The sequence below is a fragment of the Microbacterium sp. K27 genome (genome assembly GCF_004794435.1).
GTDB classification, from domain to species: Bacteria; Actinomycetota; Actinomycetes; order Actinomycetales; family Microbacteriaceae; genus Microbacterium; species Microbacterium maritypicum_A.
The window spans coordinates 38,640-61,275 of sequence record NZ_SSDK01000035.1; the positions used below are offsets into that span (position 1 = coordinate 38,640).

A 22,636-nucleotide genomic window follows, 5' to 3' on the forward strand; every position below is an offset into this window, starting at 1 on the left:
CGCGCGGGGATTCCACCCTACGGGGTCGGCGCGCGGCCCCGGAGGGTGGAATCCGGACTCAGGAGAGCAGGCGGTGCACCCAGTTGTCCCGCGCGGCGAGCATGGCCTGAGCGACGGCGGCGTGCGGGGCGAACATGTCGAAGCCGTGGAAGCCGCCGGCCCACACGTGCAGCTCGGCCTGGACCCCGGCTTCCCAGAGCTTCGTGGCATAGGCGACATCCTCGTCGCGGAACACCTCTGCGCTGCCGCAATCGATGAACGCCGGGGGCAGTCCGCTCAGATCGGTCGCCCGCGCGGGAGCGGCATAGATCGAGACGTCGTCGGTACCCTTGCGGTCGCCGAGCAACGCCGTCCATCCGGTCACGTTCGACCCGCGATCCCAGACCCCGATCCCGTCGATCTGCCGGGTGGACACCGATTCGTCTCGGTCGTCGAGCATCGGGTAGATGAGCAGCTGGCCGATCAGCTCGGGGCCCTTCCGGTCACGGGCGAGCAGCGCGGTGCCCGCAGCCAGGCCTCCCCCGGCGCTGCCGCCGCCGATCAGCAGGCGCGACAGGTCGATCCCGAGCTCTTCGGCATGCTCGGCGGTCCACAGCAGACCCGCGTAGCAATCCTCCACCGGATACGGGTCGGGGAACTCGGGGGCGAGCCGATACTCGACCGTGACGATCACGCCGTCGTAGCGCTCCGCCCAGTCGAGGAAGCCGACCACACCGAGCCAGCGGTTGCCGATGATCATGCCGCCACCGTGGGTGTGGAAGAAGCCCGGACCGGTGCCGGTCCGGCCCTCCTTCTCGATCACGGACAGGACGATCTCGCCTCCGTCGTATCCGGCGATCGTGACGTCACGGCGCGTGAAGCCGCGGTCGTCGAGCACGGTGAAGATCTCCTGGTCGCCGCTCACCGGCGACTGGCGCATCAGCGGGATCATCTCGGGCGTCAGGGTCGACGGCAGCTGGTCGCCGACGAGGGCGAGAGCAGCCTCGAGCTCGGGATCGAACGGCGGTCGCGCCAGGGTCGTGTCAGTCATCGGAACTCCTTTGTCCTCGGCCACCATCGCGGCGGTGTTCCGCCAGCCTCCCGCACGCCGCAACCGAGAGTAACCCGCCAGCCGAGGCCGATCCTGTGCCGACTATCCGCCGGGTGGCGGGGTATGCGGGGATGCCGTGCCAATCAATCGAGCAGGACCGTGCGACTAGTTGTAGTTGAAGCAGCGGCTGGAGTCCGGTGTCTCTTCGGGCTCACCCCGATAGAGGATCAACCAGTTCGCTGCGGTCGCCAGGTCGATCTGCTCGTCGAGCAACGTGCACGCGTAGAGCACGCCGTCCTCGCTCCGGAAGTCGGCGTCGATCCACCCCGTACCGCATGGTGACTCAGCGGCCGGCTTCAGCGTGATTTGGTTCTGAGAGCCGCCGGCGCCCTCCGCCCACGTGCCGGAGAAGTCGACGGTCTCCGCGCCCTTCAGTTCCATCGCCGTGCGTGGCGCGTGGCCTCCGCAGCCCACATCCAGCGGCCACGCCGTCGCCCGGAAAGTGCCGTCGTCAGCGAGCTCGAGCGTTGCAGGCAGGTCGCTTCCCGCGCGCCAGGTTCCGTACGCATCTTGTTCGCTGAGACTGAAGTCGGAGTTCGTGCAAGCCGTGAGCATGAGCGCCAAGGAGATGGAGACCGCGAGCGCGCTGAACCAGCGAAGGCCGTACTGCGAGGTGAGCGTGGTCACATGCCCATCATCTCGTAGCGGACGCGTTCGTCGCGTCGCCGTGCGGGGGCCGCGGCTAGGATGCCCACAACGCTCAGTGCGTGCCGGAAGGGATGTATGACTGGCTCGCTCCGGCGCGAGATCAAGCGACGGGAGAAGAGAAGCACGATGATGCGCGGCCTCTCTGGTCCTGGGTGCTCTGGGCTCGGTCTCGAGGGGCTGAGCCTCAGGATGCGAGGGCCAGACCCGCGGCGAGCGCGAAGCCCAGCACGGTCGCGAGCCCCGTCGACTCCTTGGCCTTGGACTGCGCCTCGGGGATCATCGAGTCGACCAGCATCACGAGCAGCGCACCCGCCGCGAAGCCGCTCGCCGCCGAGCGGAACTCATCGCCGGTGATGCTCGCGAGACCGAAGCCCGCGATGGTCGCGACCGCGCAGATCAAGGTCACGCCCGCCCAGAGCCACAGCACCCGCGACTTCGCCATGCCACCTTCGAGCAGGTCGGCCGCCGAGCCGATCGACTCCGGCAGGTTCGAGACCAGGATGGCGACCACGAGCGCGATGCTCACCGGCTCACCGGATGCGAGCCCGATGCCGAGCACCAGCTGCTCGGGGATGCCGTCGAGCAGAGCGCCCACGGCGAGCTGACCTCCACCCGCCTGTTCCTTGGTCTTCGCAGCACGCGCATCGAGGATGCGGTCGGCGATGTAGTAGCTGATCGCTCCCCCCGCGACGCCGCCAATGAGGGGAACGGGACCGGCGAGGTCGAGCCCCTCCTCCCAGAGCTCGAACGCGATCGAAGCCATCAGCGCGCCGGCACCGAATCCCAGCACGATGCCGAGCCAGCGCGGCGGCCACTTCCGTAGCAGCGCAAGCACCGCGCCGATGAACAGCGGCGCAGCCGCGACCAGACCCCACAGGACTGCTCCACCCATGTCCGACCTCCGTGGGGCCTACTCTCCCACCTCCGAGCCCGCCATCCGGGTCGACCCACCCGTCTCCAGAAAGGGGCGCTAATAGGATGACCACAGCGGGAGCGGCGGGCGACCCAGCGAGGCGGCGATGAGCGACAGGCCGGTCGAGGTTCTGCGCATCCCTGCTTTCGCACTCTTCTGGTCATCGTCGACGCTCGGCGCGTTCACGGGCGCCGTGACCGCCTTCGCGTTCGGTCGGCGTGGTGGTGTTCGTCGTGGCTGCACTGATCGTGCTCTTCTCCCCACTGCGCCTGGCACGCCATGAAGATGTCGTTCAGTCGGAGTAGTCGGCGTTCGGGGTGACGAACGTCGCCGTGTACTCCTCGGTGCAGGGCGTCAGGACATAAACCTTGCCCCAACCCCAGCCCATGAGCATCGGATCGTCCTGGCTCAGGCGCGTCTGCCGTTCACCCGCCTCGATGACGACCCACCCCGCATCGTCCGTCCGCCAGCTGGCCTTCCCGACGACCGGGGTCACGTCGCCATCGAGGCACACCCGCCCGTCGTCGAGTTCCCGTTCCTCGGTGCCGAGCATCAGCGCCGAGACCTCCGCTGATCCGTCTTCCTTGAGTGTGAAACCTGCGAGTTCCGAGGCCTCTTCGAAGCCGTGATACGTCGCGGGGAACGACAGGTGCGCCGCCATGTCCTGCCGCGCGAGCGTCGACCCGCGGAAGGCTTGGACCGCCAGGACGAGAAGAAAGACCAGTATCGCGGCGAGAAGCGCACCTCCCGCAATCAACCACCACCTACGCGACCTTGCTCTCTGCATGGCCACAATGTAGCGGCGGATCCTGAACGAGGACACCGATATGAAGCACCCACCTCGCCCCCGTTCTGTGCCATTCGAATGGTATTCTCATGGCATGAAGGCAACCATGGACAAGGCAGGACGGATCGTCATCCCCGCTGCGCTCCGCGAGCGCGTCGGATTGATCCCTGGTCCTATCGATCTCATCCTCGACGGCAACGGCATCCGCATCGAGATCGATGCCCCAGACAACCTCATCGAGAAGGACGGGCGTCTCGTCGTCGCGTCGTCCGGCATGGCGATCACACCCGACGACATCCGCGAGTTGCGCCTTGCCGACCAGCGCTGACCTGCTCCTCGATACGAGCGCGGCGCTCGCGCTCCTCGTGGAAGACAACACCGCGCACATCGCGGTCCAGAGCGCCTGCGCCGGTGCAATCCTCGGCCTTGCCGGCCACGCCTCAGCAGAGACATACTCCGTGCTGACGCGCCTGCCGGGCCCCAATCGCCTGACCCCTCTGGCAGCGGCGAACGCGATCCGGGCTGCATTCCCCCGATCGATCTCACTCTCGGAAGAGGACGCGCGCACCGCCGTCGACGTTCTCGCCGATGCTGGAATCGCCGGCGGAGCGGTCTACGACGGCCTGGTCGCGTTGTGCGCCAGGGCCGCCGGGGTGACGCTCGTCACATGCGATCGCCGCGCGATAGGAACGTATGCGGCGCTAGGCGTCGATGTGCGCGTGATCTGACGCAGCACGGGGCGACACGCCGCCCGCCGATAGACTGGGAAGCATGTCCAAGGTCCTCCAGTCCCTGCCCGTCGGCGAGCGCGTCGGCATCGCCTTCTCCGGAGGACTCGACACCTCCGTCGCCGTCGCGTGGATGCGCGAGAAGGGCGCGGTTCCCTTCACGTACACCGGCGACCTCGGTCAGTACGACGAAGACGACATCGCCTCGATCCCGGGCCGCGCGCTGGAGTACGGCGCCGAGGCCTCGCGCCTGATCGACTGCAAGACCGCCCTGGTCGAAGAGGGCTTCGTCGCCCTCTCCTGCGGCGCCTTCCACATCCGCTCCGGCGGCAAGACCTACTTCAACACGACGCCCCTCGGTCGCGCGGTCACCGGCACCATGCTGGTGCGCGCCATGAAGGAGGACGGCGTCGACATCTGGGGCGACGGCTCCACCTACAAGGGCAACGACATCGAGCGGTTCTACCGCTACGGCCTGCTCGCCAACCCGCGCCTGCGCATCTACAAGCCGTGGCTCGACGCCGACTTCGTCACCGAGCTGGGCGGCCGCAAGGAGATGAGCGACTGGCTCGTCGCCCGCGACTTCCCCTACCGCGACTCCGCCGAGAAGGCCTATTCGACCGACGCCAACATCTGGGGCGCGACGCACGAGGCCAAGACGCTCGAGCACCTCGACGTCTCGCTCGAGACCGTCGACCCGATCATGGGCGTGAAGTTCTGGGACCCGTCCGTCGCGATCGACACCGAAGACGTCACCGTCACGTTCGAGGCCGGCCGCCCCGTCGCCATCAACGGTGTCGAGTACTCCGACCCGGTCGCCCTCGTCATGGAGGCGAACACGATCGGCGGTCGCCACGGCCTCGGCATGAGCGACCAGATCGAGAACCGCATCATCGAGGCGAAGTCGCGCGGCATCTACGAAGCTCCGGCCATGTCGCTGTTGTTCATCGCCTACGAGCGCCTGGTCAACGGCATCCTGAACGAAGACACCCTCGCGACCTACCACGAGCAGGGTCGCCGCCTCGGCCGTCTGATGTACGAGGGCCGCTGGCTCGAGCCGCAGTCGCTCATGCTGCGCGAGTCGATCCAGCGCTGGGTCGGGCTCACCATCTCGGGCACGGTCACGATCCGCCTGCGCCGCGGCGACGACTGGACGATCCTCGACACCGTCTCGCCGAACCTCTCCTACGGCCCCGAGAAGCTGTCGATGGAGCGCGTCGGCGATGCGGCCTTCGGCCCGGTCGACCGCATCGGCCAGCTCACCATGCGCAACCTCGACATCGCCGACTCCCGTGCGCGCCTCGAGCAGTACGCGGGTCTCGGTCTCGTGGGCGGTGCGACCGGCGAGCTCGTCGGCCGTGTCACCGCCGGCGAGTCGAGCGAGATCACCGAGTCCGTCCACGGGTCGATCTCCGAAGCCGACGAGACGCTGGCCGACGCCGTCGACTCGGCGTCCGAAGGCGCGGCCTTCGACTCCGGCACGGACTGACACATCGAGCGACACCGATGCGCCGGCACCCTCGGGTGTCGGCGCATCGTGCATTCAGACCCCCGTCCCGCCTCAGCGGCGTCCCGCCTCAGCGGTCTCCGAGCTCCGTCCGGTCGATGATGCCGGGAAGCACCTCGTCGAACAGGGTCACGAGGGCCGCGCGCACCTGCGTCGCATCTCGGCAGACGATGGCGTCCCTGATCTCGAGGGTGGACCGCTCGCTCGCGGCCCAATCGAACCAGCCGGCGGCATGCTGCGTGAAGCGCCGGATCTGCGGCCCGAGCAGCTCGATCACGGACGCCCGCGTGGCATTGCCCTCGAGACGAGCGAAGCCGATGGCGATGGCACGCAGAGCCACGCCGTAGGCCAGGACGTCGCGCTCGACCGCCGCGTCGGACATGTCCTCCGTCAGGTCGACGAGGTAGCTGACGTCATCCTGTCGGACGAGCGGCATCGCATGCCGCACCGATCCGATCCAGATGTCACCGAACAGCGCGATCGCGTCGCGGATCCGGTCCAGGTCGAGCGGCGCCACACGCGTGAAGCGATTTCGCTGCATCTCGACGAGCCCCTGCTCGGCCAGTCGCGCCAGCGCATGACGCACGGGCGTCTTGGAGGTGCCCAGATCTTCCGCCAGCTCGGTGTCGCGAAGGCGTTCCCCCGGTCGCAACTCACCGTCCACGATCGCATCTCGCAACCGCCGATAGACGTCCTCACTCATCGTCCGGCGCTCGAGCGCCACATCGATGCCTGCCAAATCACACTCTCCCTCGACCACAGCGGGTCCCCCACCACTCGAAACGGTCGGCACGCGCGGACCGAACAACCCCCGTGTCCGGAACCGGTGCGATCCCCCGCGCGCACCAGCGCGCAACGCGTAACATAACACAGCAGTCCTCGATCAGCGCTGTACGCCTGCCTGGGCGCTCTCCACGAATCCGCACGCCATACCTTGCACATTCATGTGCATGATCCCTATCGTGAACTCATGACCACCCGTGCACCTCGTCGCGACGCCGTCGAGAATCGCGCCGGCATCCTCTCCGCCGCCCGCGCGACCCTGGCGCTGCACCCGCACGCCTCCGTCGACGTCATCGCGCGCAGCGCCGGGCTCTCGCGACGCACCCTGTACGGACACTTCGACGATCGCGACGCCCTCATCCGCGAACTCATCTCCAGCGGCGCGCAGCGGTTCAACGCCATCGCCGCCTCGATCGACGACACCGACGCCCGCCTCGCCCTCGCCCGTCTCGCCGCCCACCTCTGGCACGAAGCCGCGCACGTGCAGGTGGCCGCCGCCCTCGCTCTCGATGAGACGCACGTCGAACACACCGCCACCGCGCTCGCTCCCCTGCGCCGCACTGTGGCAGCGCTCGTGCGCCGGGGACAGGACGACGGCAGCTTCCGCACCGACCTCGCCGCCCCCACCCTTGCGCGCCTCATCGAAGAGATGGCGCGCACGGTCATCTCCCGCACGGATGCGGCCAGCACGGGGGCCGCTGACCTCGCCGTGCGGACGGTGCTGAGCATCGCCGGACTCTCCTGGCGCGAAGCGGACGAGCTGCTCGCATCGCACCCCGACCTCGCCGCATCCGCGGCAGCCCCGACGGAACCCCCGAACACCCCGGAGGACCGGGCATGAAGATCTCTCTGCACGACGTGAGCAAAGGCCGCAACGGCCAAGCACTCCCGGCGATCTCGCTCGAGTTCCACACCGGCTCGGTGCGCTTCGCCCTGGCCGAGACGGAGCAGCGACCGACGGTGCTCGGACTCATCGCGAGCGGTCGCATGCGCCCCGACACCGGCCGCGTGAGCATCGACGCCGCCGACGATCCGAAGGCATTGCGTCGTCGCGTGGCTCTGGTCGACGCCCCCGCCGTCAGCGACCCGCACCCCGACGTCGCCCTCGTCGGCGTCGTGGAGGAAGAGCTCATGTTCGCCGGACTCGGCGCCACTCCGCTGCACGCACGACGCTGGCTCGCGCGGCTCGGCTACACCGAGCTGGCCGGCGTGCCGTTCGGCTCCATCGATCCCGCCGCACGCGTGCGCATCCTGTGTGAACTCGCGGTGCTCCGATCCGGGGTCGAGGGCATCGTGCTCGTGTCGCCCGACCGCCACGGAGGAAGCCCCGACGGCTGGTGGCGCATCGCGAGCGAATTCGCGGACCGCGGCTACGCGATGCTCGTGATCATCGGAGGCTCGGCAGCCATCGCCCTGGAGCGGATGCAGGAGTTCGACGCGATCAACGCCTCCGGGCCTGTCGAACCGCTCGCGATCGACGAGCCCGCGTCTCCCGCCGCCGACGAGACACCCGCCACGAGTGAGAACGGAGATGCGCTATGAAGGTTCCCGCCATGATCGCCGCCGAGCTGCGGCGACTCACCGCGAGCCGGATGGGCATCATCGCCCTGGTCGCGTTGATCTGCGTCCCGATCCTCTACGGCGGTCTCTACCTCTGGGCGAACCAGGATCCGTACGCGAAGTTCCCCGAGGTCCCTGTCGCGCTCGTGGTCGACGACGAAGGCGCCCCCGCGCCCACCACCGGCACCGAACCCGCGACCGGTGAGACCGTGAACTACGGCGAGGACGTGGCCGAGAACCTCATCAAGGGCAACGCCTTCGACTGGCAGCTGATGTCGGCCGACGAAGCCTCCGAAGCCCTGAAACACGGCACTGTGGACTTCACCGTGACGATCCCGGCCGACTTCTCCTCCGCCCTCACCTCAGCCGCGGGAAGCGACCCGCACCAGGCGCGCATCGACCTCGAGACCAACGACGCGAACAACTACCTCGCTTCATCGATGGGCACGCAGGCCGTGGAGAAGATCCGCAGCTCGGTCGCCCAGATGGTCGGCAGCCAGGCCGCAGAGCGCCTGCTCACCGGCCTCAGCGACGTGCGCGACAAGCTGATCACGGCGACGGACGGCGCCACGCAGCTCACCGACGGCGCCGGCACCGCCGCTTCCGGCAGCTCCACGCTCGCCGAAGGCACCGCGAAGCTCGCCGACGGAACGGCACAACTGGCCACGGGGGCGCAGAGCCTCGCGAACGGCGCGCAGCAGGTGAGCGCGGGCAACCGTCAGCTCGCCGACGTCGCCGACCGTGCAGGATCCGCGGTGCAGCAGGCCGCGAACGCCCTGCCGCAGGTGCGCACCGACATCGCGAACGCCCTGACGCAGCAGGGCCTCACGCCCGACGAGATCGACCAGGTGCTCGCCACGCTCGATCCGCTCGGCGCTCGCCTGCAGGAGGGGAACACTCAGGTGCAGGCCGCGGTCGGCAAGGTCGACCAGCTCGCCGCCGGTGCCGCCTCCCTCGCCTCGGGCGCCTCGGAACTCGCCACCGGTGCCGGCGCGGTCGCCACGGGTGCCTCCGCCGCGAACGACGGTGCCTCTCAGTTGCGCGACGGACTCGCCACGCTCGCCTCCGGCACGGCCGAGCTGCGCGACGGACTGTCCCAGGGCGTCGACGCGATTCCCGCCTCCACCCCCGACCTGCGCTCGCTTCAGGCCGACACGATCGCCGACCCGGTCAAGGTGTCGAGCGACAAGGTCGCCTCCGCCGAGGACTACGGTGCCGGACTCGCCCCCTTCTTCGCCGCGCTCTCCGCCTGGATCGGCATCTACGCCCTCTTCCTGATCGTGAAGCCCATCTCCCGGCGCGCCATCACCGCACTGCACTCCCCCATCCGCATCACGCTGGCCGGCTGGCTGACCCCGGCGATGCTCGGTGCCGTGCAGATGCTCGGGTTGATGGGCATCCTCGCCATCACGCTCGGCTTCACCTTCGACCATCCGCTCGGCACGCTCGGCATCATGGTCTTCGCGTCGGCGACCTTCGCGGCGATCATCCTCGCCCTGAACGTCTGGCTCGGATCGGTCGGGCAGTTCCTCGGCCTGGTTCTGATGGTGCTGCAACTGGTCACCGCGGGCGGCACGTTCCCGTGGCAGACGCTGCCCGCTCCCCTCGCCGCCCTGCATCACGTGCTGCCGCTGGGTTACGTCGTCGATGCGATGCGACAGCTGATGTACGGCGGCGACTTCGCGCGTGCCGGCGGGGATCTGGCCGTGCTCGGCGTGTGGCTCGTCGGCGCGCTGCTGTTCGCGATGATCGGGGTGACGCGGATGACACATCGGCGCACCCTGCGCGATCTGCAGCCGAGCCTGATCGGATGATCGACCCGGTGCTCGTCGCGGAACGCCTCGTGGCGAGCGCCGGTGCGGATATGATGCGAAGGCGCGGCCCTGAAACGCGCGCTGGGGCTCGGTGGAACTGAGTTCCACCTTTCTACCCGAAAGTGTTCTCGACGATGATGACCGATTCGCAGGAGTCCGCTGCCCCTTCCCGCCTCCCGCTGGGCGTTCGCATCGGGCGCATCGCGTTCCTCGTCGTGGCCGCCGTCGTGGTGATCGCCGTGGCTGCGGCGTTCTTCGTGACCTGGACCATCCAGCGTTCCTTCCCGCAGACCGAGGGATCGATCGAGCTCGACGGGCTCGCGGCAGCAGTGACCGTGCAGCGAGACGACCGCGGTATCCCGACGATCACCGCCGACTCGACCGACGACCTGTTCTACGCGCAGGGCTTCGTGCACGCGCAGGACCGGTTCTTCGAGATGGACTTCCGCCGCCATGTGACCGCCGGCCGCGTCGCCGAGATGTTCGGGGAGTCGCAGGCCGGCACCGACGCCTTCCTCCGCACGCTCGGATGGCGCACGGTCGCGGAGGCCGAGGTCGAGGCGATGGACGACACCACGCGCGGCTACTACGAGGCCTATGCGGATGGCGTGAACGCCTACCTGGCTTCGCGCTCCGGCGCCGAACTGTCGCTCGAGTACGCCGTGATCGGACTGCAGAACCCCGACTACGCTCCCGAGCCGTGGGAACCCGCGGATTCCGTCGCCTGGCTCAAGGCCATGGCCTGGGACCTGCGCGGCAACATCGAGGACGAGACCGAGCGCTCGCTGCTGGCCGCAGAGCTGAGCACAGGCGCGGACGGGGCAGAGGACGCGGCCACCGGTGACCTGCTGGCGAAGCTCTACCCCGACTACCCGTTCGACGAGAACCCCGTGATCGTGCCCAAGATCTCGACCGTTCCCGCACTCGGCACCGATGCGGAGCCTGCGGCCTACACCACCTCCGAGACCGACGGCGAGGCGCAGCAGGCATCGACGACCGTCGAGTGGGAGGAGACCTCGAGCGTGATCGAAGCGGCGAGTGTGCTGGTCGGCGATGTCGGCGAGGGCATCGGCTCGAACTCCTGGGTCGTCTCCGGAGACCTCACCGAAACCGGGATGCCCCTGCTCGCGAACGATCCGCACCTCGGGGCCTCGCTGCCCTCGGTCTGGTACCAGGTGCAGTTGAAGTGCTCGACGGTGAGCGAGGAGTGCCCGTTCGACGTGGGAGGCTTCTCGTTCTCCGGCCTTCCCGGCATCGTCATCGGCCACAACCAGAAGGTCGCCTGGGGGTTCACGAACCTCACCACCGATGTCACCGACCTCTACATCGAGCGCGTCGAGGGCGACCAGTACTGGCGCGACGGAGCACTGGTGCCTCTCGAGGAGAGCACCGAGACGATCAAGGTCGCGGGCGGCGACGACATCGAGCTGACCATCCGCTCGACCGTCCACGGGCCCCTCATCTCCGGACTCACGGACGACTTCACGGCGATCGCGGGGGCTCCGGAACCCGCCCTCGGCGCCGAAGCCACCGCCCCGGCGTCCGCACCCCCCGGTTCCGACGATGCCGAGTACGCCGTGAGTCTGCGGTGGACCGCGCTCGATCCCGGCACGGCGGCGACGGCCATCTTCGCGCTCTCCACCGCGCAGGACTTCGACGACTTCCGCTACGCGGCCTCGCTCTTCGACGTGCCGGCACAGAACCTCATCTACGCCGACACCGAGGGCAACATCGGCTACCAGACCCCGGGCCGCCTTCCGATCCGCGGCGCGGGCGACGGATGGATGCCGCAGCCCGGGTGGGACAGCAGCTACGACTGGACGGGGTTCATCCCGTTCGAGGAGCTGCCGGTCTCGTACAACCCCACCTCGGGATACATCGTGACCGCGAACAACGCGATCGTCACCGACGACTACGCCTACTTCCTCTCCCGCGACTGGGACTACGGCTACCGCGCCGCCCGGATCGCACACCTCATCGAGCGACGCGCGGCCGTCGCACCCCTGACCGCCGACGACATGCGCGAGATCCAGATGGACAACGAGATGTGGATCGGCACCCAGCTGGCGACCGCCATGGCCGACGTCGACGTGTCCGGTGCAGGCCCGACCGCGGCCGTCGAACTGCTGCAGGGGTGGGACGGGCAGAACTCCGCATCGTCGGCGGCTGCGGCGTACGCGAACGTTCTGTGGTCGAACCTGGTGCAGAACATCTTCGCCGAGCGCGCTCAGCCGCTCCCCATCGACGGCCAAGCTCGGCTCTTCACCGTCGTCTCCGACATGCTGGCCGATCCTTCCGACCCGCTCTGGGTCAACGCGCAGATCGACGTCGACGGGATGGAGCAGATGCTGGCGCTGTCGGCGGAAGAGGCCTACGACGAGCTCGCGGCTCTGCAGGGCACGACCGTCTCACGCTGGAACTGGGGCGACCTGCACGCGATCACCCTCACCAGTGAGACACTCGGCTCCTCGGGCATCGCGCCGATCGAAGCACTCTTCAACCGTGGACCTTTCCCGGTCAGCGGAGGGGCCTCGGTGGTGAACGCGACCGGATGGGAGCTCGGGGTCTCGTACGCCACCACGACCGTGCCGTCGATGCGCATGGTCGTCGACCTCTCCGACTTCGACGCCTCGACCTGGAATCATCTCACCGGCGCCTCGGGTCACGCGTACAGCGAGCACTACACGGATCAGACGGCGGACTGGGCAGCGGGCATCCAGAAGCCGTGGACGTACTCGGCGAAGGCCGTGAAGGCAGCGGCGGTCAACACCCTGGTGCTCACGCCGGCCGGCTGAACGACGGCTCTCGGGGCATCTGAAGCAGCGCCCCAGGATGCTCGGCTAGCGTTGACGGGTGCCATCCGCCTATCTCGCCCCCAAGGGCACCCCCGTCACGCTTCTGGAGTTCGAGCACGCAGGTGCGACCCTCATCGCCGAGACGTTCGGTGAGGGCCCGCACACGTATCTGCTCCTGCACGGCATCGGCATGGGGCGGAGCGTCTATCTCGATATCGTGCAACGTCTCGAGGGAAGGGTCATCGCCCTCGATCTGCCCGGATTCGGCGAGGCGCCCGAGCCCACCCGCACACTCACCATGGAACGGCATGCCGACCTCGTCGCGGCCTACCTGCAGCACGTCGACTCGGGCCCCGTCGTCGTGATCGGGCACTCGATGGGCAGTCAGATCGCCGCCGAGCTCGCCGCGCGGCATCCGTCCCTCGTCGAGGGAGTGGTGCTCGCCGGCCCCACCGTGAACAAGGCCGCGCGCAACATCGGCGCGCAGGCGCGGTATCTGCTCACAGACCTCATCGGCGAACGCCCCCTGGTCATCTGGCGCGGTGCCCGGGAGTACCTCCGCGGCGGCCCCCACCTGTTCCGGAAGATGCGTGCGACCATCGTGCACGAGCCCGAAGACGCCTTCGTGCGCATCCAGTGCCCCGTGCTCGTGCTGCGCGGGGAAAGCGATCCGCTGGCGCCGATGAGCTGGTGCCGCGAGATCATCGACGCCATCCCCGGCGCCGACCTCGAAGTCATCCCCGACCACGGTCACGGCACGCTGATCAGCGACTCCGAACCCGCGGCGCGCCTGATCCACGAGTTCACTGCTCGCCTCTGACGCCCCGGGCCCTCCTCATGAGCGGCCCGCGCGACGCGGCGTGCCGGCATGGAGCGCCCGGCGCAGCCGGGCAGGATCAGCCTCGATGTCAGCCCGCAGCGGGCGGGGTCTGCTTCGACTCGGAGAGCTCGTCGACGACGAGGCCGCGCTGCTCGATGGTGCCGTTGCGATACGCCTGCCGTCCGACCATGTGCGCCGAGAGCGGAGCGGTGGCGAACTGCATGAGCACGACCGGGGCGACCAGCACGAACCCGATCAGGATGCCGCCGACCGACCGCTGCGACAGCGCGATCGCGATGCAGATGAGCAGCAGTCCGAGCACCTGAGGCTTGGTCGCCGCGTGCAGACGCGACGGCACATCGCGGAAGTGCAGCAGTCCGACCGCCGCCGACAGGCACAGCAGCGCTCCGAGCAGGATGAGCACCAGGACCGCCACGTCGATGACGGCATCCGGGATCATGAGACCGAACACGTTCATGGTGTCGTGTTGTCCCTTCTCGCGACGAACCGGGCGACGGCGATCGATCCGAACACTCCGATCGCCGCGATGATCAAGAGCACGGGGATGTTTCGAGTGTGACCGTTGATCGCCATCTCGGCGCCGATCACGCACATCACCTCGGTGAGCAGCACGTCGGAGGCGACGGCGCGGTCGAGGATCGACGGTCCGCGCACGATGCGGATCAGCGCGAGCACAGCGGCGATGCCGAACACCACCATGATCAGCAGCAGGAGGATGTTCATCGGGCACCGCCCTTCATCGTTCCGAGGCCCGCGCGCTCGTCGGCCTTGAGGGCACGATACTGATCGGGGTCGCCGAGCGCACGCACCACGCGTCGCTCCCACCGGAGCACGCCGGCGCGCTGCTTCTCCACGTCGTCGAGATTTCGGACCCCGATCACGTGCAGGTACAGGATCCGCCGGTCGCGGTCGGTCTCCACGACGAGAGACCCGGGGATCAGCGACGACACGACGGCGACGTGCGTCATCACCAGGTCGTCGGCGTACCGCAGCGGCACCGCGATGATGGCCGTGCCGGGCTGGCGACGGAAGTCGAACACCTGCACCGTGACCGAGAGAGCACCGCTCAGCACCGCGAACAGGAATTGCACCACGAACAGTGCGGCGTACCAGAGGTTGACGCGGCCGGAGAGCGCGACGGTCGGCAGGCGGAACACGCGGGTGACGAAGATCGCGACGACGAGTCCGGTGAGGAACGACAGCACCGTGAACTGCGCCCACAGCAGCATCCAGAGCACCACGAGCCAGGCGAGGAAGGGCAGCTGCACGCGAATGTCGCGCCAGAGGTGACGTCGGGTGTCGCGCGCCATCAGCCCACCTCCTCTTCCAGTTGCACGAGGCTCACCGGCTGCAGCAGTGCGGCGCCGATGCGGTCGCAGAGGGCGTAGAGAGGACCAGCGAAGATCGTCAACGCGAGCGTGACCGCGACCATGCCGCCGGTCGCCACGGTCATGATCTTCGGGATGCGACGGCGCTCCTGCTGCTCATCGGCCGCCGGCGCGTTGCCGAGGTACGAGATGCGTCCCTCGGTCTCGGTGGAGTCCTCCTCTTCGCGCCAGAAGGCGAGGTTCCAGGCGCGCATCAGGGCGTAGAGGGTCAGCAGCGACGTGACGATGCCGCCGAAGATCAGCACGATCATGATCGGTGTACCGACCGAAGCCGCCGCCTCGAAGAGGGCGAACTTGCCGATGAAGCCGGAGAAGGGCGGCAGTCCGCCGAGGTTGATCGCGGGGACGAAGTAGAGGACGGCGATCAGGGGGGCGACCTTCAGCAGCCCCTTGACCCGCAGGATCGAGGTGCTTCCGGCTCGACGTTCCACGAGCCCGACGGCGAGGAACAGGGTGGTCTGCACGACGATGTGGTGCACGATGTAGTACACCGTGGCGCCGATCGCGGCGGGGGTCGCTATCGCGAGGCCGAAGATCATGTAGCCGACGTGGCTGACCAGTGTGAACGACAGGATTCGCTTGAGCTCGGCCTGTGCGACGGCACCGAGCACTCCGACGATCATGGTCGCGAGCGCGATGATCAAGAGCAGCGTGTCGATGCTGTTCGAGGCGAAGAGCTGGGTCTCGGTGCGGATCAGCGCGTACACGCCGACCTTCGTCAGCAGGCCGGCGAACACGGCGGTGACCGGGGCCGGTGCGGTCGGGTACGAGTCCGGCAGCCAGAACGACACCGGGAAGATGGCGGCCTTGATGCCGAAGGCGACCACGAGCATCAGGTGCAGCACCAGCTGCGTCTCCTGCGGGAGCTCCGACATGCGCTCGGCGATCTGGGCCATGTTGACCGTGCCGAGTGCGCCGTAGATCATCGCGATCGACGCGAGGAACAGGATCGACGAGACCAGCGAGACCACGATGTAGACCGCGCCGGTACGGATGCGGGACTCGGTGCTGCCGAGGGTGATCAACACGTACGACGCGACGAGCAGGATCTCGAAGCCGACGTAGAGGTTGAACAGGTCGCCCGCGATGAAGGCGTTGAAGATGCCGGCCGCGAGGATCAGGTACGACGGGTTGAAGATCGAGATCGGCGTCTCGTCGGTGCCGTCTGCGGCACCCTGGCCGATCGAGAAGAGCAGGACCGCGAGCAGCACGATGCTGGAGATGAGCACGAGGAGGGCGGCGAGCCTGTCGACGTAGAGCACGATGCCGAACGGCACGGGCCAGCCGCCGACCGACACCGCCAGCGGAGCACCGGAATCGACCACGACCAGGAGCACGGCGGCGATGACCGAGACGGCGGCGAGAGTGGCGACCGTGACGACGACCTGCAGGCGCGCATTGCGACCGAAGACGAGGGTGACCGCGGCGCCCAGCAGAGGCAGTGCGACGAGGAGCGGGACGAGGGCGGTCATGGCTTGCCCTCCTCGTTCTCGTCGCGGTCATGGGGTTGGTCGGGGCGCGGTTCACGGCCCTCGTCGGAGGGTTCTGACGGTTCGGAGGGCTCGCTCCCCCACCCGGTCGGGGCGTCGAACGGAGCATCGTCGTGGATCGAGGGATGATCGCGCATGTGCAGCACCGTGATCGGCGCGGTCTGCACGCCGACGAAGTCGGTGGTCGCCTCGTCGTCGTCGGTCTCGGACTCGTCGTCCATGAGGTCTTCGTCGGCATCTGTGCGCTCGCGGAGCGCGATGTCGGCCTCGTCGTCCTCGACCGTGTCGGCCTGACCCAGTTGCCAGGAGCGGTAGATCAGGGCGAGCAGGAAAGCCGAGACCGCGAACGTGATGACGATGGCGGTGAGGGTGAGCGCCTGCGGGAGCGGGTCGCTCATCTCCCCTTCCGTCCCGAAGAACGGCGCGTTGCCGGGAACGCCCATCACGATCAGGAGCAGCAGGTTCGTGGCGTTGCCGAGCAGCAGGAAGCCGATCAGCACACGGGTCAGGCTGCGCTCCAGCATCGCGTACACGCCGCACGCGAAGAGGATGGCCATGATGACGATCAGGGTGAGGGAGACGTCCATCAGCTGCTCCTCCCGCCACGGGAGAGGAATCCTTCAGGACCCGGTGTGGTGCGCAGCGCCGCCTGACGGTCGACCTCGGCGCCCAGGCTGCGCAGCACGTCGAGGACGAGCCCGATCACGACGAGGTACACGCCGATGTCGAAGATGGTCGAGGTGACGAACTCCATGTGTCCGATGCCGGGGATCTCCCACTCCCAGAAGGTGCTGGTCAGGGGCGCGAGACCGAAGAACAGGGGAACGACCGCCGTGCCGACGGCGAGGATCAGGCCGGTGCCGAGCAGTCGTCCCGCATCCGTGGGGGCCGCGGCGCCCAGCTCCCAGCGTCCGCCGGCGATGTAGCGCATCACGAGTGCCATGCCCGCGACGAGACCGCCGGCGAAGCCGCCGCCCGGCAGATTGTGGCCGGAGAACAGCAGGAAGATCGACACCACGATGATGGTGTGGAACAGGATGCGGACGATCACCTCGAGCAGGATCGACCTGTTCTCGGGCTTCATCTTCTGACCGCCGACGAGCCACGCCCGCGGGCTGCTCTCGTTCTCGGAGGTCTGGAATCGGATGCCCTCGGTGGTCTCGACGAGCGGGCGGCTGCGTGCGGCCTTCCGCGTCGCCCGGGGGAGATTCTTGGTGGCGGCGAGCAGGTCGGCGCGGTGCGTGACGAACACCAGGGAGGCCACACCTGTCGCGGCGAGCACGAGCACCGAGAGCTCGCCCATGGTGTCCCAGCCGCGCAGGTCGACCAGCGCCACATTGACGACGTTCTTGCCGTGTCCGATCTCGTAGGCGAGCTTCGGGAACGCCTCCGAGATCGGGTCGGCGATGCGCGACTGGGTGGCGACGACGGCGACGAAGGCCATCGTGACGCCCACGCCGATCGCCAGCAGCGCGCGGGGGATGCGTCCGACCGAGGCGTTGTGCTCGCCCATCCGCGCGGGGAGGCGACGGAGCACCAGCGCGAACGTGACCATCGTGACCGTCTCGACCAGGATCTGCGTCAGCGCGAGGTCGGGTGCACCGCTCGTCGCGAACAGCACGACCATGCCGAGTCCGGTGACCGAGACGAGCACCACGCCGGTGTAGCGCTTCTGCGCACGGACGGCGAAGATGCCGGCGATCGCCATGATCGGCGCGACCACGATCTGCGCCGGGGTGTGCCAGAGGGACAGGTTGTACCGATCGATGTCGCTCGCGATGAGGGCCGTGACCTCGGCGGCGACGAACACCACGAAGATGGTGCCGACGTACACCGGCAGCGAGCCCCGCTGGGTGAGCGTGGTGCTGAGCACCGAGAGCCGGTCGACGCCGCGCATGACGAAGTAGTAGATGTCGGCCGCGGTGAATCGCAGGATACGCGGCTTGCGATCCCATCCGGTCCTGCGGGTGACCAGGAACAGCCCGATGCCGAGCAGGATCGACAGGATCGAGATGCCCAGTGCGGGCTCGAAGCCGTGCCACAGCGCGAGATGGCCGGGGCCCTCGACGGCCTCGCCCGCATGGTCGAGCCCCGGGGTCGCGGTGAGGGCGTACCCCTGCAGAGCCGTGTCGAGAGCGGGTGCGCCGATACCCGCGGCGAGCGTGACGCCGGCGAGGATGATCGGGGCCGACAGGAAGCCGACCGGCGGATCGGGCCAGGCTGTGTCGGGGAGTTGCTGCCCCTGCTCATCGCGCTTCTTCCAGAACGCGCCCCAGAGGAAACGCACCCCATATGCCGCAGTCAGCATGGATCCGAGGACGATACCGATGAGGGCGACGAGTCCCCACGGGGATCCGCCTTGTGCGTCGTCGAGGAGGGCGGTGAGCGTGGATTCCTTGGCGACGAAGCCGATGGTCGGCGCTATGCCCGCCATCGATGCCACGGAGATGAATGCCGCGGTCGCCATGACGGGCGCCTGCCGACCGACGCCGGAGAGCTCGTTGATGTCTCGGGTGGACAGCTGACGGTCGATGACGCCGACGATCAGGAAGAGCGCCGACTTGAACAGCGCGTGCCCGATGACCAGGGCGAGACCGGCGAGCGCCGCCGCCTGCGTGCCGTAGCCGACGACGATCGCGAAGAAGCCGAGCTGGCTGACCGTGCCGAAGGCGAGAATGCGCTTGAGGTCGGTCTCACGCAACGCCTGGATGCCCCCGAGCAGCATCGTGATGATGCCCAGGGTGATGACGATCGGCCGCCAGGTGGTGCTGAACGCGAAGATCGGCGCGAACCGGGCGATCAGGTAGATGCCCGCCTTCACCATCGCGGCGGCGTGCAGATACGCGCTCACCGGCGTGGGCGCGGCCATCGCACCGGGGAGCCAGAAGTGGAAGGGGAACAGTGCCGACTTGCTGATCGCCCCGATCAGGAGCATGACGATCGCAGCATCGACGAGAGGTCCGCTGGGCGCGATGACGAGGATCTCGCGGATGCTCGAGGTGCCGGTGTCGACCACGAGCAGCACGACGCCCACGAACATCACGAGGCCACCGAGCGTCGTCACCAGCAGAGCCTGCAGCGCCGCACGACGGCTGGCGGCACGGCGGCGGTAGTGACCGATGAGGAGGTACGAGAGGATGCTCGTGACTTCCCAGAACATGACGAGGATCACGAGGTCGTCGGTCAGGACCAGTCCGTACATCGCGCCCGCGAAGCCCAACAGCACGCCGGCGAACTGTCCGACGCCCGCCGAGTCCTCGTAGAAGTACCAACGGCAGTAGAGGAGAACCAGTGCTCCGACGCCCGTGACGATCAGGGTGAGCACCCAGCCGAGCACGTCCATGTTCATGGAGAGGTTCAGACCCAGTTGGGGGATCCACTCGACCGACTCGAACGGTACCGGCCCGTCGAGCACCTGCGGCGTCATGACGAGTGCATGCACGAAGGCGGCGGCCGGGACGAGGGCGGCGATGGCGAAAGCCTGAGCTCCGAGCCAGCGCACCAGAACGGGCATCAACAGCGACCCGAGGAGGAACACAGCGAGGAGCATCAGCATATACGCGGCTCCCTCAGGGCTCGTCGGCCATTTCGGCACAGGCGGGCGGGTGTCAGACCAGTTTACCGGCGCGAGAGGTTCCTGCGGTCCACGTTTGCACGATCGTGCGAGAGTAGCCCCATGCAGCGGGTCTGGGTTCGAGAGCTCGCGGGCTGGGTGGGGGCACTGGCCGTGGCGATGATCACGGTGGCGCAGGTCGCTTCATCTGCTCGCGCCGACCTGCTGTTCCGCGATGGAGATTCCCTGGTCGTGGCGATGTTCGCACGATCCGTCCTGTCCGGCGCTCCGCTGGATTGGGCGATGTCCAGCGTGCTGTTCCTGCCCGAGTCTGCTGTGTTCGCCGGCCTCGATGCGGTGCTGCCCGTCGACGTGAACGGATTGCTCACGATCGATGCCGTCATCAACATGCTCGCTCTCTACGGGGCCCTCCGGCTGGTATCGGGCCGTCGACGCGACGACACCGCCCCGGTCAGCTGGGCGCTCCTCGGGCTCGCGGTCTTCGGCATCTTGGCGATGACCGATGTCTCGGGTTCTCGGGACGCGCTCGAACTCGCCTCCCTGCTGCTCACCACCACGTATTACTGCTCGACGGTGATCGCCGTCGTGCTGTCCGCCGGTCTGGTGCGTCGGGTGATCGACCGCGACGAGGGCGGAACCGGGTCGTTGGTCGCCCTGGGCGCGACGGCCGCCGTCTCCACCCTCTCCAACCCGTTGTTCGCCGCCTGGGCGACGGTTCCGATCGCTCTTCTCCTCGCCGTGATGCTCATCCGGTCGCCTCGACGCACCCGCACGGCGACGATGCTCGTCGTGCTGGTCCTGGGCACCGCGATGGGCTTCCTCGGTCGCATTCCTCTTCGGGCATGGATCGCCAACACCGGAGCCGGCTACGCCCAGCCCGAACTCTGGCCGGAGTCGGCGGGCTACTACGGAACCCTTCTCCTCGACCGCACGGCGACGCCCGCCGGCATCATCGGCGCCCTGATCGTGCTCGCCCTCATCGCGTCGGCCATCGCGCGCACGGCGCGAGCGGGCGATCCCGGCACGCGGTTCGTCGCGACCGTCGCGTGGGTCACCCCCGTGCTCGTCGCGATCGGCGCGATCGCTCTCGGCACCCACGCCGCGCGGTACCTGCAGCCCCTCGTCTTCGCGCCGGTGCTCGCCGTGGTGGCGGCTCCCCGTGCCTGGCGGGTGCCGCGGCGTGCCGGTGCTCTCCTCGCGGCGGCCGCTACCGTGGTGCTCGTGATCGGCGGCACGTTCAGCGTTCCCCGGCTCGCCGCTGCGAGCGCCGCCCCCGATGCCGATCTCGCCTGTGTGACCGACTGGGTCGATGCGTCGGGCCGGGTCGGGGCCGGCCAGTTCTGGACGGTACGCCTGCCGAAGCTGCATCTGGAGGATCCCGCCCGTCTCGTGCAGGTCGATCATGAGCTCAACGGCTACGCGTGGCTCGTGAACCGAGCGGATTTCGATGTCGGTGAGGTGTCATTCCTCGTGGAGGACGCCCAGACGGTCCCCTGGCGCCTCTCGTCACCGGTCATCCCTGACGAGGTGATCGACTGCGGGCGCTACCGCATCCTCGATTTCGGGGAGAACGGCCTGCCGCTCGGTCCGCAGCGCAGCTGAGCGGGCGCCGCTCAGTGCGGAACGGGGCCGGTGGTCGTGCCGGCGCGGAACACACAGGTGAGATGCTGCGTCTCGCCCGGTTCTCCGCGGAGCATGCGGGCGACCTGCTCCCCCGCCGCGCGACCCTTCTCGACCGCCGGTTGCACGCTGGTGGTGAGGGTGAGATCCCCGAAGCCGTCGAGCGGGATCCCGTCGAAACCGGCGACCGAGAGGTCCTCGGGCACGCGGAGCCCCAGTTCCTCGGCCGCTCGGATCACCCCGACCGCGAGCAGGTCGCTCTGGGCGAGCACGGCCGTCGGGCGGGTGGCGGGGTCGGTCAGAAGCATCCGTCCGACCAGCACGCCCTCGTCGATGAGGCTGCCGGACGCCGAGATCGCCGGCGCATCGGGGAACACCTGACGCATCCCCTCGAGGCGATGCACCGAGACGTCGACGGTCGCGTTCGCGATCCGTTCGGGGGTCACCAGTGCCCGTTCCCGTTCGCTGTCGAGCGAGAGCGTGACCAGCGCCACGTCGCGGTGACCGAGGTCGTGGACGTGCCGCGCGACGTCGGCGGACGCTGCGACGTTGTCGAGCGTGATGCGGGGGATATCCTCACCGGCATCTCCTTCGATCACGACCACCGGCAGACCACGGCCGACGACCACCTCGAGCGAGGCCTTCGTGCGCCCCGAGCATCCGATCAGGACGAAGGCGTCTACGGGGGCGTTCGTGATGGCGGCCCCCTCCTCCCCCGGTTCGTCGCGCATCAGGAGGATGCCCGCGCTGAGGTCGGCGAGACCGTCGGTGAGGCCGTCCATCATGGCCGTCGTCACCGGATCGAGGAATGCCGCGCGCAGATGCCCCTCGAGAACGACGGCGACGATGCCGCTGCGTCCGCGACGCAGCGACGCCGCGCGGGGATCCGGACCCGCGTATCCGAGGTCCGACGCCGCGGCGAGCACACGCTCCCGCGTGGCGGCCGCCACATTCGCCTTGCCGCTGAAGACGACCGAGGCGGTGGACGTCGCCACGCCCGCCTCACGTGCGACGTCGGCGATCGTGGGCCGACGCGGCGTCTCCTGACTGCTCATACTTCGAGGATAGCTCCCCACGGTTCCCTTCGGTCGAATCGAT

21 protein-coding genes are annotated in these 22,636 nt (G+C 68.5%); 9 read left to right on the top strand and 12 right to left on the bottom strand.

Annotation, left to right across the window (positions count from 1 at the left end):
* Positions 1 to 58: 58 nt before the first annotated feature.
* The 4 genes from DW307_RS06350 to DW307_RS06365 all read right to left on the bottom strand — a co-directional run bounded on the left by DW307_RS06350 (position 59) and on the right by DW307_RS06365 (position 3,438).
* Positions 59 to 1,030: an alpha/beta hydrolase gene (locus tag DW307_RS06350; protein WP_029268239.1), complete on the bottom strand. Its 972-nt coding sequence runs from the start codon at positions 1,028 to 1,030 to the stop codon at positions 59 to 61.
* A 165-nt stretch (positions 1,031 to 1,195) separates the two neighbouring features.
* Positions 1,196 to 1,717, bottom strand: coding sequence for a hypothetical protein (locus DW307_RS06355; RefSeq protein ID WP_136024323.1), 522 nt, complete (start codon positions 1,715 to 1,717; stop codon positions 1,196 to 1,198).
* A gap of 205 nt (positions 1,718 to 1,922) precedes the next feature.
* Complete coding sequence (locus DW307_RS06360) at positions 1,923 to 2,630, bottom strand: ZIP family metal transporter (RefSeq protein ID WP_136024324.1); 708 nt, start codon at positions 2,628 to 2,630, stop codon at positions 1,923 to 1,925.
* 313 nt (positions 2,631 to 2,943) lie between these two features.
* Positions 2,944 to 3,438: a hypothetical protein gene (locus DW307_RS06365; RefSeq protein WP_136024325.1), complete on the bottom strand. Its 495-nt coding sequence runs from the start codon at positions 3,436 to 3,438 to the stop codon at positions 2,944 to 2,946.
* A 94-nt stretch (positions 3,439 to 3,532) separates the two neighbouring features.
* On the opposite strand from DW307_RS06365, the gene DW307_RS06370 reads away from it, so the two are divergent.
* From DW307_RS06370 to argG, 3 genes are read left to right on the top strand one after another with little or no spacing between them, the layout of a single operon-like run.
* Positions 3,533 to 3,766: an AbrB/MazE/SpoVT family DNA-binding domain-containing protein gene (locus DW307_RS06370; RefSeq protein WP_029260826.1), complete on the top strand. Its 234-nt coding sequence runs from the start codon at positions 3,533 to 3,535 to the stop codon at positions 3,764 to 3,766.
* Positions 3,750 to 4,166, top strand: a complete 417-nt coding sequence (locus DW307_RS06375) for a PIN domain-containing protein (protein WP_029260825.1) — start codon at positions 3,750 to 3,752, stop codon at positions 4,164 to 4,166. The genes DW307_RS06370 and DW307_RS06375 overlap by 17 nt, the downstream gene beginning before the upstream one ends.
* 43 nt (positions 4,167 to 4,209) lie before the next feature.
* The gene (gene argG / locus DW307_RS06380; protein WP_029268247.1) at positions 4,210 to 5,655 is read left to right on the top strand and encodes an argininosuccinate synthase; all 1,446 of its coding nucleotides are present in this window, start codon (positions 4,210 to 4,212) and stop codon (positions 5,653 to 5,655) included.
* Between the two features lie 88 nt (positions 5,656 to 5,743).
* Here argG and DW307_RS06385 read toward each other — a convergent pair whose 3' ends face one another.
* Positions 5,744 to 6,376, bottom strand: a complete 633-nt coding sequence (locus DW307_RS06385) for a GntR family transcriptional regulator (protein ID WP_136024326.1) — start codon at positions 6,374 to 6,376, stop codon at positions 5,744 to 5,746.
* Between the two features lie 267 nt (positions 6,377 to 6,643).
* On the opposite strand from DW307_RS06385, the gene DW307_RS06390 reads away from it, so the two are divergent.
* The 5 genes from DW307_RS06390 (at position 6,644) to DW307_RS06410 (ending at position 13,445) form a co-directional block, all read left to right on the top strand.
* A complete protein-coding gene (locus DW307_RS06390; RefSeq protein WP_136024327.1) occupies positions 6,644 to 7,297 on the top strand; it encodes a TetR/AcrR family transcriptional regulator in 654 nt (217 codons plus the stop codon).
* Positions 7,294 to 7,998, top strand: a complete 705-nt coding sequence (locus DW307_RS06395) for a hypothetical protein (RefSeq protein WP_205810409.1) — start codon at positions 7,294 to 7,296, stop codon at positions 7,996 to 7,998. Before DW307_RS06390 ends, DW307_RS06395 begins: the two co-directional genes overlap by 4 nt.
* On the top strand, positions 7,995 to 9,830 hold the full coding sequence (locus tag DW307_RS06400) for a YhgE/Pip family protein (protein WP_136024328.1): 1,836 nt from the start codon (positions 7,995 to 7,997) through the stop codon (positions 9,828 to 9,830). The genes DW307_RS06395 and DW307_RS06400 overlap by 4 nt, the downstream gene beginning before the upstream one ends.
* A 137-nt stretch (positions 9,831 to 9,967) precedes the next feature.
* Positions 9,968 to 12,625 carry a penicillin acylase family protein gene (locus DW307_RS06405; RefSeq protein WP_136024329.1) on the top strand — a complete coding sequence of 886 codons (2,658 nt, stop codon included), beginning with the start codon at positions 9,968 to 9,970 and terminating at the stop codon, positions 12,623 to 12,625.
* Between the two features lie 58 nt (positions 12,626 to 12,683).
* Complete coding sequence (locus DW307_RS06410; protein ID WP_021200079.1) at positions 12,684 to 13,445, top strand: alpha/beta fold hydrolase; 762 nt, start codon at positions 12,684 to 12,686, stop codon at positions 13,443 to 13,445.
* Positions 13,446 to 13,533: 88 nt separating this feature from the next.
* On the opposite strand, the gene mnhG is transcribed toward DW307_RS06410, so the two are convergent.
* The 6 genes from mnhG to DW307_RS06440 are packed head-to-tail and all read right to left on the bottom strand — an operon-like array spanning position 13,534 to position 19,900.
* Complete coding sequence (mnhG, locus tag DW307_RS06415; protein WP_021200078.1) at positions 13,534 to 13,923, bottom strand: monovalent cation/H(+) antiporter subunit G; 390 nt, start codon at positions 13,921 to 13,923, stop codon at positions 13,534 to 13,536.
* A complete protein-coding gene (locus DW307_RS06420) occupies positions 13,920 to 14,189 on the bottom strand; it encodes a monovalent cation/H+ antiporter complex subunit F (protein ID WP_021200077.1) in 270 nt (89 codons plus the stop codon). Before DW307_RS06420 ends, mnhG begins: the two co-directional genes overlap by 4 nt.
* Positions 14,186 to 14,776 carry a Na+/H+ antiporter subunit E gene (locus DW307_RS06425; RefSeq protein WP_136024330.1) on the bottom strand — a complete coding sequence of 197 codons (591 nt, stop codon included), beginning with the start codon at positions 14,774 to 14,776 and terminating at the stop codon, positions 14,186 to 14,188. The genes DW307_RS06420 and DW307_RS06425 overlap by 4 nt, the downstream gene beginning before the upstream one ends.
* On the bottom strand, positions 14,776 to 16,326 hold the full coding sequence (locus DW307_RS06430) for a Na+/H+ antiporter subunit D (protein ID WP_021200075.1): 1,551 nt from the start codon (positions 16,324 to 16,326) through the stop codon (positions 14,776 to 14,778). The genes DW307_RS06425 and DW307_RS06430 overlap by 1 nt, the downstream gene beginning before the upstream one ends.
* Positions 16,323 to 16,931 carry a Na(+)/H(+) antiporter subunit C gene (locus tag DW307_RS06435; protein ID WP_021200074.1) on the bottom strand — a complete coding sequence of 203 codons (609 nt, stop codon included), beginning with the start codon at positions 16,929 to 16,931 and terminating at the stop codon, positions 16,323 to 16,325. The genes DW307_RS06430 and DW307_RS06435 overlap by 4 nt, the downstream gene beginning before the upstream one ends.
* Complete coding sequence (locus DW307_RS06440) at positions 16,931 to 19,900, bottom strand: Na+/H+ antiporter subunit A (RefSeq protein WP_136024331.1); 2,970 nt, start codon at positions 19,898 to 19,900, stop codon at positions 16,931 to 16,933. The genes DW307_RS06435 and DW307_RS06440 overlap by 1 nt, the downstream gene beginning before the upstream one ends.
* A 120-nt stretch (positions 19,901 to 20,020) precedes the next feature.
* Between DW307_RS06440 and DW307_RS06445 the strand changes: the two genes are divergently transcribed.
* Entirely contained in the window at positions 20,021 to 21,520 is a 1,500-nt protein-coding gene (locus tag DW307_RS06445; protein WP_136024332.1) for a hypothetical protein, read from the top strand.
* Positions 21,521 to 21,531: 11 nt separating this feature from the next.
* Here DW307_RS06445 and DW307_RS06450 read toward each other — a convergent pair whose 3' ends face one another.
* Entirely contained in the window at positions 21,532 to 22,593 is a 1,062-nt protein-coding gene (locus tag DW307_RS06450) for a LacI family DNA-binding transcriptional regulator (protein WP_136024333.1), read from the bottom strand.
* Between the last annotated feature and the right edge of the window lie 43 nt (positions 22,594 to 22,636).

Bases quoted from the DNA above. Each gene is read 5' to 3' on its own strand.
- DW307_RS06350 (WP_029268239.1), bottom strand. From the start codon at position 1,030: ATGACTGACACGACCCTGGCGCGACCGCCGTTCGATCCCGAGCTCGAG.
- DW307_RS06360 (WP_136024324.1), bottom strand. From the start codon at position 2,630: ATGGGTGGAGCAGTCCTGTGGGGTCTGGTCGCGGCTGCGCCGCTGTTC.
- DW307_RS06365 (WP_136024325.1), bottom strand. From the start codon at position 3,438: ATGCAGAGAGCAAGGTCGCGTAGGTGGTGGTTGATTGCGGGAGGTGCG.
- DW307_RS06370 (WP_029260826.1), top strand. From the start codon at position 3,533: ATGAAGGCAACCATGGACAAGGCAGGACGGATCGTCATCCCCGCTGCG.
- argG (WP_029268247.1), top strand. From the start codon at position 4,210: ATGTCCAAGGTCCTCCAGTCCCTGCCCGTCGGCGAGCGCGTCGGCATC.
- DW307_RS06385 (WP_136024326.1), bottom strand. From the start codon at position 6,376: ATGAGTGAGGACGTCTATCGGCGGTTGCGAGATGCGATCGTGGACGGT.
- DW307_RS06390 (WP_136024327.1), top strand. From the start codon at position 6,644: ATGACCACCCGTGCACCTCGTCGCGACGCCGTCGAGAATCGCGCCGGC.
- DW307_RS06395 (WP_205810409.1), top strand. From the start codon at position 7,294: ATGAAGATCTCTCTGCACGACGTGAGCAAAGGCCGCAACGGCCAAGCA.
- DW307_RS06400 (WP_136024328.1), top strand. From the start codon at position 7,995: ATGAAGGTTCCCGCCATGATCGCCGCCGAGCTGCGGCGACTCACCGCG.
- DW307_RS06405 (WP_136024329.1), top strand. From the start codon at position 9,968: ATGACCGATTCGCAGGAGTCCGCTGCCCCTTCCCGCCTCCCGCTGGGC.
- mnhG (WP_021200078.1), bottom strand. From the start codon at position 13,923: ATGAACGTGTTCGGTCTCATGATCCCGGATGCCGTCATCGACGTGGCG.
- DW307_RS06420 (WP_021200077.1), bottom strand. From the start codon at position 14,189: ATGAACATCCTCCTGCTGCTGATCATGGTGGTGTTCGGCATCGCCGCT.
- DW307_RS06425 (WP_136024330.1), bottom strand. From the start codon at position 14,776: ATGGCGCGCGACACCCGACGTCACCTCTGGCGCGACATTCGCGTGCAG.
- DW307_RS06430 (WP_021200075.1), bottom strand. From the start codon at position 16,326: ATGACCGCCCTCGTCCCGCTCCTCGTCGCACTGCCTCTGCTGGGCGCC.
- DW307_RS06435 (WP_021200074.1), bottom strand. From the start codon at position 16,931: ATGGACGTCTCCCTCACCCTGATCGTCATCATGGCCATCCTCTTCGCG.
- DW307_RS06440 (WP_136024331.1), bottom strand. From the start codon at position 19,900: ATGCTGATGCTCCTCGCTGTGTTCCTCCTCGGGTCGCTGTTGATGCCC.
- DW307_RS06445 (WP_136024332.1), top strand. From the start codon at position 20,021: ATGCAGCGGGTCTGGGTTCGAGAGCTCGCGGGCTGGGTGGGGGCACTG.
- DW307_RS06450 (WP_136024333.1), bottom strand. From the start codon at position 22,593: ATGAGCAGTCAGGAGACGCCGCGTCGGCCCACGATCGCCGACGTCGCA.